The 12,954-nt window shown below is 49.6% G+C and carries 6 protein-coding genes; 3 read left to right on the top strand and 3 right to left on the bottom strand.

Features of this window, described 5'->3' with window-relative positions:
* Positions 1-43: 43 nt before the first annotated feature.
* A complete protein-coding gene (locus OEY64_01100) occupies positions 44-589 on the top strand; it encodes a hypothetical protein (protein MDH5541538.1) in 546 nt (181 codons plus the stop codon).
* A gap of 39 nt (positions 590-628) precedes the next feature.
* Here OEY64_01100 and OEY64_01095 read toward each other — a convergent pair whose 3' ends face one another.
* Together OEY64_01095 and OEY64_01090 are read right to left on the bottom strand one after the other, a co-directional pair.
* Positions 629-1,291, bottom strand: coding sequence for a response regulator (locus OEY64_01095; protein ID MDH5541537.1), 663 nt, complete (start codon positions 1,289-1,291; stop codon positions 629-631).
* Between the two features lie 102 nt (positions 1,292-1,393).
* Positions 1,394-6,163 carry a zinc-ribbon domain-containing protein gene (locus OEY64_01090; GenBank protein MDH5541536.1) on the bottom strand — a complete coding sequence of 1,590 codons (4,770 nt, stop codon included), beginning with the start codon at positions 6,161-6,163 and terminating at the stop codon, positions 1,394-1,396.
* Positions 6,164-6,547: 384 nt separating this feature from the next.
* Between OEY64_01090 and OEY64_01085 the strand changes: the two genes are divergently transcribed.
* A complete protein-coding gene (locus OEY64_01085) occupies positions 6,548-7,204 on the top strand; it encodes a lytic transglycosylase domain-containing protein (GenBank protein ID MDH5541535.1) in 657 nt (218 codons plus the stop codon).
* A 225-nt stretch (positions 7,205-7,429) separates the two neighbouring features.
* Positions 7,430-9,988: an alpha-glucan family phosphorylase gene (gene glgP, locus OEY64_01080; GenBank protein MDH5541534.1), complete on the top strand. Its 2,559-nt coding sequence runs from the start codon at positions 7,430-7,432 to the stop codon at positions 9,986-9,988.
* 449 nt (positions 9,989-10,437) lie between these two features.
* Here the strand turns inward: glgP and OEY64_01075 are convergent, their stop codons facing one another.
* Positions 10,438-12,918, bottom strand: coding sequence for a proprotein convertase P-domain-containing protein (locus OEY64_01075; protein ID MDH5541533.1), 2,481 nt, complete (start codon positions 12,916-12,918; stop codon positions 10,438-10,440).
* Positions 12,919-12,954: the final 36 nt, after the last annotated feature.

Below are 12,954 nucleotides of genomic sequence, written 5' to 3'. Positions count from 1 at the left end.
ACCGCATAGAATTGCGAAACGCCGCGCATTTTACCGGATAGAAATGGAACCCGCACTTAAGAACATACAAAGGACAAGCCGCAATATCTTCATCGGATCTTTTCTGCTCGTTGGGTTTTTCATAATCGCGGTCAAGTTCAACGTTTTCCAGTCCCGGCTTATGGAAGGAGAGCCTTTGCCGGAGATCATATCCAACCAATGGCTTACCGCTCCCCTCTCAATGGACGACACGGAGGGGAAGGTCATTCTCCTGTTTTTCGCAAAAGGTGACGTCGAAATAAGCAGAGAGATGCTTTCGTGGTCCTACAAGCTTCAGAAGAAGTACCATCTATCGGGGCTTGTAACTCTCGCCATAGAGGTTCCAGCGTCGGACGAACAGAGAAAGAAATATGGCTCCATAAATTTCAGCGATACGCCTGACGGATTTTACGCCTTCGCGGATATTGATAATACTGAACGAAAAAAATTCCGTCACGCTTCATACGCGACATTCTATGTTGCCGACAGGCTCGGGACGATCCGTGCAGTAAGGGACGCTGCTAAAGGATTTGACGCGATGGAGCATGTCGTTGCGGAACTGCTGAAGTAGCAATCCCCACTCCCTGATTAAATTGAAAAGGCTCTAATACTACGGATTAAGCCTTGTAATATCTATCATCTTGGTATCGCCGAGATAGGTGGATTCAACCACCTTTGTCGCCGTGGACATCTTATGTACGATGTCCCTTATTCTTGCAGACTGTTTCACGATCGCCTGGATCGATTCGTCCACCTCTTCGTCGCTGAGATTCTTCCACTCCTTTAAAAGATCAGCGTTCCCCAGTATCCCTGCCAGGGGATTGTTGATCTCATGCTGAAGGGTAACGGACATCGCAAGGACCGTTTCAAGCTGCTTTTTATCCACTATTTCCGATTCCAGCTTTCGAATCCGCAACTGCACCTGAACCCGTGTAAGAAGCTCGTCGGGATTGAAAGGCTTGACAATATAGTCGTCCGCCCCGATATCCATACCCTTGATCTTGTCCTGGATATCCCTCTTCGCCGAAAGGATAATGACCGAGATATACTTGGTATCGTTTGACATCTTCAGCCTTCGGCATACTTCATACCCGTCAATTCCCGGCATCATGATGTCAAGAAGGATAAGATCCGGCTTCGTTTCATTTATACGCTCAAGCGCCTTCTGCCCGTCTGTCACCTTTTCGATGGAATACTCGGCTTTTTTCTGAAGCGTCATCTCAAGGAGAAGGGCTATATTCGGGTCGTCATCAACGATCAATATTTTTGCCATGTATAGATATTCTCATCTCGGAAAGGATAAAACAAGGAGACAAAAAAAAGAAAATGAAAACTTTGCAAAAGAGAAATATTCAGGTTTGGGCGCGCCGATACGTCATTTCAGCTTGAAGTTTTCGATATCTATTTCGGCAATTTTCCCCATCTCGGGCCGTTTTTTAAATTTAGTATTAAGCTGGGCAATGATTTTGTCCTGAACATACAGAGTATCTTCATAAAACTTATCAAGGAAAAATTTCTCGATCTCTTCTTCTACCGCCATCTCGTACAGATATCTTTTCGTGTCGGCCATATCGTATTCAGACGTGTTCTGGAACGTGATCAGAACATCAGCAGTCATAACCTTCACGGCTTCGGCGTTGAAGTCTACCGGAACGATTACCCCTATCTTCAGCTCCGTGTTTCTCTCATAGACTTCCGACTGAAATTCCTCTCCGCGCTCGCCCGGGGGTGGTATCGCTTTTGTTACGGCCGCTTTTACCGGAGCGGGCTCCAATGCGGCTGTCTCTATCGCGTCCTCTTCCAAAGGCGGCAGAGACGATTCCGGCGACGGAGTCTTGTCGGCTACCACCGTTCCACCTCTTTCAGGTACAGGTACCACGCCGGTCAACTCTTTCTGTTCCACAACACTTGTGCCATCCCCACTTGTGTCGCCGCCTCCATCACCTGCAGCTTCTCCGGTACCTTCAGCGACCTGATCGTCTGATTTCGATTCATCCACTTTTGAAGAAGCGCTTTCCTTCCCCTCTTCTCTCTTTTTCTCCATCTCTTCGACATCGGCGGAACCTTTGAACGAAAGGATCTCAGACATACCTATCCCCAGGCCTCCGAAGCCTTTTGATTTTACCTGCTCAATTACCGCCAGCGGATTCTGGTTTTTTGTGTAGGTTACTGTTCCAAGCCCGACTGCTACAAGGAGCATGGCAGCCATGGCAACTTTTGCCAATTTCCCTATGAGGCCAAATTTTTTCTTTTCTGCCGGCTCGTCAAAATCCAACTCGTCCTCCTCCCCCAGCACTGCTTTGGCGAGTTTTCCTACTTTCTGCTCACCATCCACGCTCTGGGTTTCGACTACGCTTGTCTCCTCAAGTTCATGATCAGGCTCATTCGATTCCGAAACGCTCTCAAGCATTGAAGTGTCAATCCCCCCTTCGCTGCTTCCGCCCGCGCTTTCAGCAGGGGTGGCGTCAAAGGAAGGCTCGTCTCCTATTATTGCCGTCTCGGCTTCAGCATCGAACAGCGAATCAAGATCCTTATCGCCGGATATCCCGAAATCTACTTCGGAGCTGTCAGTTTCCCCTCCATCAGCGGCACTATCTGCAGTTGCCATGGAACCAGGGTCCCCTCCACCCTCTTCTGAAAACAAGGCGTCCAGATCATCCTGACTTATTACAGCCCCATCCTCTTCCTGCTTTGATGTCCCCTCTGCGGAACTCGGCTCTGCAGGAGTGGAAATATCTGTAGGTTCCGAGGCATCTCCATCGAAAAGAGCGTCCAAATCATCGTCAGATGAAACATCAATACCTTCATTCATAGAGTCACCTCCAGAGGCCAATTCCCCCTTCTCCGTGTTATCGGCTGATTCGCCAAATAATGAATCTAAATTGTTATCTCCGCCGAGGTCGTCGCTTGATGGGGTCTCGGATACCGTAGCGGTCTCCCCCCCTGCCGCCTCGGCAAACATAGCGTCTATATCGTTATCTCCACCAAGGTCGTCGCTTGATGTGGTCTCGGATACCGCGGGGGGTTCCCCGTCTGTCATCTCGGCAAACATCGAATCAATATCATCCTGACCGCCGAGGTCGTCGCCGGAAGGGGCCTCAGATACCGCGGGGGTTTCCCCGTCTGTCATCTCGGCAAACATCGAATCAATATCATCCTGACCGCCGAGGTCGTCGCCGGAAGGGGCCTCAGATACCGCGGGGGGTTCCCCGTCTGTCATCTCGGCAAACATCGAATCAATATCATCCTGACCGCCGAGGTCGTCGCCGGAAGGGGCCTCAGATACCGTAGCAGTTTCCCCGCCTGCCGCTTCGGCAAACATCGAATCAATATCATCCTGACCGCCGAGGTCGTCGCCGGAAGGGGCCTCAGATACCGTAGCGGTCTCCCCCCCTGCCGCCTCGGCAAACATAGCGTCTATATCGTTCTGTCCCCCCAGGTTAACGTCAATTTCCTTATCCGCAACAACAGGAATTACATTCTTTTCACCGGTTGTCTCGGCAAAGAAGGCATCAATATCAGCCTGTCCCCCTTGATCTACGCTGGAGGAAGTATCTGAATCTGTCAGCTCTGCGTCTATACCTTCTGTCGCCTCGGCAAATATCGCGTCTATGTCTATCTCTTCGTCTGACGAAACATCTTTTGAAGCCTCCGGCTCTGCCGAGCCTGTCGACCCGCCGCCTTGAGCCTCGGCAAATATCGCGTCTATGTCTATCTCTTCGTCTGACGAAACATCTTTTGAAGCCTCCGGCTCTGCCGAGACTGTAGACCCGCCGCCTTGAGCCTCGGCAAATATCGCGTCTATGTCTATCTCTTCATCTGACGAAACGTCTTTTGATGCCTCAGGCTCTGCCGAGCCTGTCGACCCGCCACCTTTAACCTCGGCAAATATTGCGTCTATATCTATCTCTTCATCTGATGAAACATCTTTTGATGCCTCAGGCTCTGCCGAGACTGTAGACCCGCCACCTTTAACCTCGGCAAATATTGCGTCTATGTCTATCTCTTCGTCTGACGAAACGTCTTTTGATGCCTCAGGCTCTGCCGAGACTGTAGACCCGCCACCTTTAACCTCGGCAAATATTGCGTCTATGTCTATCTCTTCGCCTGATGAAACACCTTTTGAAGCCTCCGGCTCTGCCGAGCCTGTAGACCCGCCACCTTTAACCTCGGCAAATATCGCGTCTATGTCTATCTCTTCGCCTGATGAAACACCTTTTGAAGCCTCCGGCTCTGCCGAGCCTGTAGACCCGCCGCCGGCCGCCTCGGCAAATATGGCGTCTATGTTGAATTGAGCGCCGGAACCGGAAGATGTGGGTAACTCTGCTGGCGCTGGCTCGGGCTTGTCATTCTCTTTTGACACATCGAAAAGTGAATCAACATCAGACTGCCCTTTTGCAGAATCACCTCTCTTTGTACTTTCAAATATTATCGTATCCAGTTCGCTAAGCGCCTCGGGCGATTCAAGCGGCGAATCCGAATCCGAAGATGAATCTGACAAGATAGAGTTTATTTCATCCTGCAGGGAGAGCTCCACGCCACCTCCGCCATATTCCGTTTTTTCTGAATCAACTTCCGCCAATGAGTCTTTTTTGCCTGGAACTTCGCTTTCTTCCGAAAAGAGGGATTCAATATCCTCGCCAGCAAATTCATCCATTGGGGAGGACTCTCCAGGCAAGGGCGTATATTCCAGATTTACTATCTCCGTATCAGTCGGCTCTGTGCCATGTGAAAACTCCTGCTGGCTCGATTCGGCAAATATAGCGTCGATGTCGACATCGTCAAAGCCGGATTTGGAACTTTGATCCGCCTGTGCAAGCACATCCTCAACCGCGCTTTCAGGCATGATGTAGGTCTGTCCCTTTTCCTGGTTACGTTCAAAAAGCTCATCTATCTCATCCTGCACGGACATTGGTACTGACGCTGTCCCCTCCTTGAGCCCCCGCTCCTTTGCATTCGCTCCTGTAGATTCATCATCGAACAATCCCCCGCTTGAAAAGATATCATCAACCTCGTCATGCACCGGATCGGAATCTGTTCCAAGGAGCGACTCTTCAAACGGATTGTTGTACCCGCCATTGCCGTTGATTGCGTCCCCTTCATGCTCCTCTGTATCAAAACTGGAATCATCCAGTATTGAATCGATCACCCCTCTTCCGACTGCCTGCGTTGACGCGTCTCCCTCCCCATCCGCCATCGCAAACAGCTTGTCTATTTCGTCCTGGAATTCGGTTTCGCTTGAAGGAGATCCGCTGTCGTCTGAAACGGCTCCGCTCTTTATGTCATCAAATATCCTCCCTACCTCGCTCTCTTCCGCCAGGTCGGCAGTCATTGTCTCGGGGGGCGCGGTTTTTTCGATTTCAGATTTCACCTCTTCAAACATATCCATCTCGGATTTAACTTCATCAAAGATATCCGCTTCGGATTCGCTCCCGCCCGCCTCTTCCATGCTGGAAAACCCTCTCTCCGCCTTGATAGGCTCGGCCTCACCATTGCCGAACAGACCTGCCGACTGAAGAATGTCGCTGATCTCATTTTCTACCGTCTGGGGCTCATCGCTTTCCTCATCTTCGAAATTAAGAATATGGTCCTCAGAATCCCTCTCGAAATCGGCCTCTTCAATCTCTGCTAGAGATTCATCCATCAGGAGATTTGGCGCTTCAAGCTCCAACACCTCGGATGTGCCGTCAGAAAACTCGTCAATATCCTCTTCTACCGCGTCGGCGATGCTCTCTTCAACACCTCCGTTCTCATCCTCGATTGAAAATGTCTGAACACCGTTCTGTTGACTTGCGAATGTCTCCTCCATAGGTTCGCCCGGAGGCTGGCCTTCGTCGAAACCTTCATTCAACATCTCATCAAAGAGCGATTCCGGCTCCTGCGCCGTCTCCTCTTCTCCGGTCGGGAATGAGTCGGTATCTGGATTAAATCCGTTATCTTCAGCAATCCTCATCTCGCCGGTATCCCTTTCCGACAATGCGGAGCCGGCTCCGACGGCGGCGGCGCGAGGTTTTTCACCCTTTTTACGTTTTTTCAGGAAGAAAATGTTTTCGCAATTGGTGCAATGCGCGTATGTCCCCCCTTGCGGAATTCCGCCAGGCTCGATATCGTACCTGCTTTCGCAGTTTGGGCAGGAAACTATCATCTTTTTTTACCTTGGAAACCTACATATCCAGATTTCACTCCAAATATGGTTATGCAAATACACATAATTGGCAATAGAAAGACATACATATTTGGTCTTTCTCCTCCTACTGGTACATTATAACACATATTTCACAACCCAGCCCAAGTCTATCACGCTGTATTTATTGGTGTTATCTGAATTTATTTTTTTAATAAAATACTTCTCTTTTAAATACATTATATATATAATTACTAACAAAATACGGCTTAACAAACTTTTAAATTGAGCACGGTATCGTAAGTGGAGACTATGCAGAACTAAAATTTTGGCTCTCTCCACTCTGCCAGCCATAAATGGCAAGCGCAAACTATACTGTACTCTACGGAAAAACAGGAGAAAAGGATGAGGATAAAAGGCTTTTTTTACATAATTATTTCGATACCATTTCTTCTCGGGTTTGGATATTTGCGCACAGTGGAGGATTTTAAACAGCAGGAGAGTGCAGATGCCAAGCCTGGCCTTATTGCAGAATTGAAAAGTCTCAAGGTGGAATACAACGACTGGATGCTAAGGGCGGAATTTTGCGCCAAGGTTGAGGCGCTCCTAAAGGAATCCGACGGCAATCTCTACCATAATCCTGAAAAACTGGCCAGGCTCATTCTCGCCAAGAGCGAGGAGCACAATATTGATCCTGTTTTGATACTTGCAGTAATCAGGACCGAGAGCAATTTTCAGCGATTTGCTGTTTCGCACAAGGGGGCCGTAGGTCTGATGCAGCTTCTCCCCCCTACCGCCAGCTATGTGGCCGACAAAGCCAATGTCGCCTATTATCACGAAGGCAACCTGTACGACAGCAGGAAAAATATCGCGCTTGGGACATATTATCTTTCAAAACTTCTTCAGCAGTTCGGGAACGTCCGATTGGCCCTTGAGGCATACAACCGTGGGCCCGCTTCCATAAGCAAAGACCTGAAGAGGAGAAAAAGGATAAAGTATTACTATGCGGACAAAGTGCTGCATCATTACAGGGAATATTCAAACGCGATTATCTCGCTTTGAACCCCGGAAGCTCGCTCTACATCTCCGTTCCGATTCCGATTTAGCGAGTCCCCCCTTTTTTGAAGGGGGGGAGAATTCCCTTTATATCCAAGGTTTACTTTTCAAATCCGGCATAATAATGATTTAGAAAATCCTCACAACACGTTAAAATGAACGTGATGAGGGTTAACTTTTTGCGGATTGATCATATACGCGGTTACGAACAGGTAAAAACAGGGGGCAATTATGCCTGAGTACAGAAAATTTATAGTTGAACCTTCACTGCCGGAAAAGCTAAAACCGCTTGAAGATATCGCATATAACCTCTGGTGGACCTGGAACCATGACGCGGTAAACCTTCTTCGCAGGATTGATTCCGACCTTTGGGATTCCTGCAACCACAATCCGGTCAAGGTACTCGGCACCGCAACCCAGGAGAGATTGCGCGAACTTGCCGAGGACGACGGATTCCTTACCCATCTTGAGACGGTTTTGATAAGCCTGGAGGAATATCTCAAAGCGGATACATGGTTCAAGGAGAAGCACTTGCAGAAATGGAGCAAGGATACAAAGATCGCCTATTTCTCGCTTGAATTCGGAATAGATGAATGCCTGCCGATATACTCCGGCGGCCTTGGAGTGCTGGCCGGGGACCATCTGAAATCGGCAAGCGATCTCGGCCTTCCGCTTGTCGGGATCGGTTTGGCATACTCGCACGGCTACTTTACGCAGTACCTCAATCCCGACGGGTGGCAGCAGGAAAAATATCCCGAAAACAGCCTCTACCTTCTTCCGCTTAAAAGGGAGGAGAAGGATAGAATACCAGTAAAGGTCGAAATACCGTTCCCTGGAAGAAACGTATATGCGCATATCTGGAAGGCGGAAGTCGGCAGAATTCCCCTTTATCTCCTCGATACGAACATTCAGGAGAACTCCCCAGAGGACAGGCAGATAACATCCCAGCTCTACGGCGGAGACAGGGAGATGCGGATACAGCAGGAGATACTCCTCGGCATTGGCGGGATAAAGATATTCGAGGCTCTGGGGCTGAATCCGACGGTATTCCACATGAACGAGGGGCATTCCGCCTTTTTGGGGGTCGAGCGTATCGCTCACCTGATGAAAAAGCACGGATTCGACTTCTTTGAAGCAAAGGAGGCGTGCAGGGTTTCAACCGTTTTCACAACCCATACGCCGGTTCCCGCAGGCAACGAGCTGTTTGAAAAGAGCATGCTCAAAAGATACATGGAGCCGCTTTTAAGGGAGACCCGGCTTGATGTCGACAGGCTCCTCACCCTGGGGAGGATCAATCCCGAAGACCATAACGAACCGTTCGGCATGACGGTGCTTGCCCTCAGGCTCTCTGCCGGCAATAACGGAGTTTCGAAACTCCATGGCAAGATATCCAGGCAGATGTGGCACAACATTTGGCCCGGCCTTCCGGTGAGCCATGTTCCTATCCGCTCGATCACCAACGGAATACATATACGCACATGGGTATCCGAGGAGCTGAAAAACCTCTACGAACGCTATCTCGGCACCAAATGGATAACCAAACCGGGAGACGACACCATATGGAAAAAAATCGCCGCCATTCCGGACGCGGAACTCTGGCGCATGCACGAAAGGCGCAGGGAGCGTCTCGTGGCCTTTTCGCGCAAAAGGCTCCTCGAACAGCTGAAGAAGCGGGGGGCGTCCGATTCCGAAATGCAACAGGCGGAGGAATCGCTTAATCCCGAGGCGCTTACCATCGGATTTGGCCGGAGATTTGCCACATACAAGAGGGGAACGCTGATCCTAAGCGATCTCAAAAGGCTCGAGAAGATCCTTGAGAACAAGGAGAGGCCCGTACAGATAATATTCGCCGGAAAGGCCCACCCCGCCGATACCGAGGGAAAGAACTTCATCAAGAAGATAGTCCATACAGCCAGGGAGATGGGGTTCCTTCGAAAGATCATCTTTCTTGAAAATTACGATATCGACATCGCCCGCTATATGGTTCAGGGGTGCGACATCTGGCTGAACAACCCGCGGCGCCCCCTTGAGGCGAGCGGTACCAGCGGAATGAAAGCCGCCGCAAACGGCGTCCTCAATCTCTCCGTTCTCGACGGATGGTGGGACGAAATCTACTCCCATGAAAACGGATGGGCAATAGGCGCCGGCGAGGAGTACAAGGATGAAGCGATCCAGGATTCTATCGAGGGGAGAAACCTCTATGAAATTCTTGAGAAGGACATCATCCCCCTCTTCTACACAAGGGGCACGGACGGGCTCCCGAGAGGGTGGATAGGGAAGATGAAGAGCGCCATGATGAACCTCATCCCGATCTTCAATACCAACAGGATGGTAAGGGAGTACACCGAGAAGTTCTACCTCGATCTCGGCAGACGCTGGCATGAACAGGTCGAACAGCAGCCCGAAATAATAAAATCGCTCGCGGCCTGGAAGCACAAGCTGAAAAACGGCTGGCCTCACATAAAGATATTGGAGATAAAGGAGGACAGTTTCCTCCACCCAGCTGTCGGCAACCTGAAGCCGGTCGAGGTAAAGGTAAGGCTGGGGGACCTGACCCCGGACGATATCGTCGTAGAGTGCTATTACGGCAATCTGGACAGCAACGGCGAGATAAACGAAGGTAAATCGATCGCGATGACGTGTGAAGGGGAAATCGAGAAAGGGAGCTACCATTTCAAAGGGTCGATACCTTGCGACAGCGCGGGGCTTCACGGTTTCGCCATAAGAATACTCCCCTATCACAAGAATATGGTCACACCTTACATACCGGGCCTTATTTTCTGGGGTTAGATCCCTCCCATATTTGGGGGGGGGCGAGCCTCTATTCTCATCCCCGTCATTGTACCTCCGGGGGTGGTTTCCAGCACCGCTATAATCAAAAAAACCGGACTGCACCGTCAGATATCTCTCCCATTCTCTTGTATCCCTCCCGGAAAAACCGCTCGACGCTCCAAACATGGGGCGAAATTTACCCAGGGGGGATGTAACCGCAAGGAAACCGGTTTAGAAGCGGAAAAGCACAAAGGTCTGTATAATCCCGGCTCCTCTACGCTCACTTCCTTCGCAAAAGCCTTAAAAGGGGGTTGCTTTTGGTTGTGGCTACCCCAAACTGCTGTGCAAACCAAAGGAACTCCCCCAAACAGAATTAGGGGGAGTTTTGCAAAATCAAAAATCTGGCGGATTAAACGTCACCATCGGCCCAGAATCGGGCCGATGGCGACTGACATTTGAATTACTCGTCAAGGAGCAGGAACAATCTCGACATACCAGCTGTTTATTGTACCTACATCACCGTTCACGCTATCTGTCACTTCAAGAGTCCATGTTCCATTTATGGTTTCTCCGTTTAAGTTTGAAAGCATTGAAGCCGCTCTATGCGAGCCTGTATACGGATCACCTGCGGTATTGATGTCCAAGGTTGCGGAATCATCAAAGATCGTATCGACAAAAGAATCAATCGACCCCAGCCCATCAGCCAGTATTAGACTGGTTCCACTAGGACTTATAAGAACAATTGTCATATCAGATGACCATGTATGAGTTATATTCACATATACCTTGACACTGGCAACTGTCCCGGTATCCGCAACAGTTATTGTGGAAGTCACAGTTGAATTATCTGAAATTGCCACTGCCCCAGTTGAGTTATAGACGCCAGAAGGAGGAACGTCTATGATCGCGATATCGTCCAGATACCAGCCATCAAAGGTGTTTGCAACGCCGTTATCCATAATAAACAACCTGAATCGTACCCTGAGTGAAGGGGCACCTGCATAAGATGCCAACGAAAGCGCTTCTGGCGTCCATGCTGTCACCGATCCGTCATAGGAGTTATAGGCTGCCAACTGGTTCCACGTTACGCCGGCATCAGTAGAAATTTCTACAAATCCAGTGTCGTTTGTCCAAATACCAAAATCATATTTGTGGGCAAAGGAGAGTACCGGATTTGTATAACCTGAAATATCAACGCCTGTTGTGGATGTCAGGAAGTAATTAGTATTAGGCGCGTAGTTCCCTGCCGGGCTATCGGTAAACGATGTCGAACCTGCGTTTACCGTCGAGCTGGTAGTACCCCAGGTTCCTGTACCGAGCCAGCCGGTGATCGCGCCGGTACCCGCGTAATCGCTTGTCAACAGTGTTTGCGTTCCTAACCCTGAATCCGGTGTTGTAATTTGGAACTCTTCGGACGGGAGGCTCTCACCAGCGGCAGTTTCAAAAGTCAGCACATAGTAATATGTCGTAGCGCTGGCGGCGAAGGTATGACTGAACCAATTGGCCCCGCTATAATCAGGCGCCATTTTTAAAATATCGGGCGTACTTGTCGGAACCGGAGTAACGCCAGGAGCAGTGCCGATATATATATTTGTCGTTACGGTTTCCAGGCTGTTATTTAGCTGATGCCAGTACATGGAAGGCGTACCTTGACTTTCTAAAAACCTCCAAGAAATAAATGGAGCAGGAGGAACCGGAACAGTCGCGGTGGCGGCGGTTTCAAACTCCAGGCTCCAGCCGTTTATGGTTCCGATGTTATCTACTCCCCAATCATTTACCTCCAGCTGCCAGTTCCCATTAATGCTTTCACCAACTAATGACGCGAGGTAGCCGACGGGTCGATACGATCCGCTGAAAGGCCCCGTTGACTTTAAGATTTCCTGGCTCGCAAAGTCATCGAAAACAGCCGAGGTCAAATTATTGCCAGGGTTTGTGGCCTGGTTTTCCCATGGGCTGTAATTGAAAAGAGTTACCCTACGACCCGAAGGGCTTATCAAATTTATTTCCAAGTCCTGATCATCGACATGGGAGATATCGACGCCTACCCTTACATTGGTAACAAACGTTGCTCCAGATATATTGATCGTCGATGTCGCAACACCGGGATTCCAGTTGACGTTGTCATAATCAGGGATGGAAATAGATGTATCTGAATAGAATTTATTAAGGCCTATGGAATCGGAAGCAGAAGCTGAAATATTCCCCGCCGCATCTCTTACCCATACATAAATCGTCTTTGTGCCAAATGTCGCGCTAAGCGTAAATGTTGTCGAGACGTTAAAAGTTGCCGCGGATGTAGCGTCTATGAAATCGGCAAGCGCCGGTGTTGTGGCTGATTCAGAGAGGAAGTAGCCTGTAACACCAACGTCATCCGTAGCATCTATAGACACATTAACGGTAGCCGAAATTGTCGAAGCGACCCCATCGTTTATTGTAACCGATGTCACAGAAGGAATGGCGGTGCCAGTACCTGTGTCAGTGGTCGTGTCAGTGGTCGTGTCAGTGGTCGTGTCAGTGGTCGTGTCAGTCGTGGTGTCAGTCGTGGTGTCAGTCGTGGTGTCAGTGGTGGTGTCAGTCGTATTTAATACATCCTTAATGGTAATCGCCTTGGTAGCGGTCTTTGTATCAAATTCGGCCCTCAAGGTGAAAAGTGTGTCAGCCGACACCTCTGTTGTTGTTACCTTTCCGCTGGTATCCACGGAAGCGTCTGAGCTGTCCTCCGACCAGTACGCGTTGACAACCTTGGAACTGCCGTCATCATACTCCGCCATGGCCGTATATGTGGCACTGCTGTTTTCATTTATCGCTGAATCACCCGATATGACCAATGATGTCAGTACAGGTTCTCCCGTAGGGGCTGGACAAGCCGTTAATAACGGGATAAGAGAAAAAAAGAGCAGTAATGTCCTGAGTGAAGAGAAGAGAACGGAAACCTTTCTTTGCGCCATAAAATACCCCCAAATTAAAATGAACTGATTAGCTCA

It is taken from the genome of Nitrospinota bacterium, from assembly GCA_029881495.1.
GTDB lineage: Bacteria > Nitrospinota_A > UBA7883 > JACRGQ01 > JACRGQ01 > JAOUMJ01.
This window is presented reverse-complemented; position numbering and strand designations above follow the sequence as displayed.

What these genes read in the sequence shown, in the direction of transcription:
- OEY64_01100 (MDH5541538.1), top strand. Translation starts at nt 44, where the DNA reads ATGGAACCCGCACTTAAGAACATACAAAGGACAAGCCGCAATATCTTC.
- OEY64_01095 (MDH5541537.1), bottom strand. Translation starts at nt 1,291, where the DNA reads ATGGCAAAAATATTGATCGTTGATGACGACCCGAATATAGCCCTTCTC.
- OEY64_01090 (MDH5541536.1), bottom strand. Translation starts at nt 6,163, where the DNA reads ATGATAGTTTCCTGCCCAAACTGCGAAAGCAGGTACGATATCGAGCCT.
- OEY64_01085 (MDH5541535.1), top strand. Translation starts at nt 6,548, where the DNA reads ATGAGGATAAAAGGCTTTTTTTACATAATTATTTCGATACCATTTCTT.
- glgP (MDH5541534.1), top strand. Translation starts at nt 7,430, where the DNA reads ATGCCTGAGTACAGAAAATTTATAGTTGAACCTTCACTGCCGGAAAAG.
- OEY64_01075 (MDH5541533.1), bottom strand. Translation starts at nt 12,918, where the DNA reads ATGGCGCAAAGAAAGGTTTCCGTTCTCTTCTCTTCACTCAGGACATTA.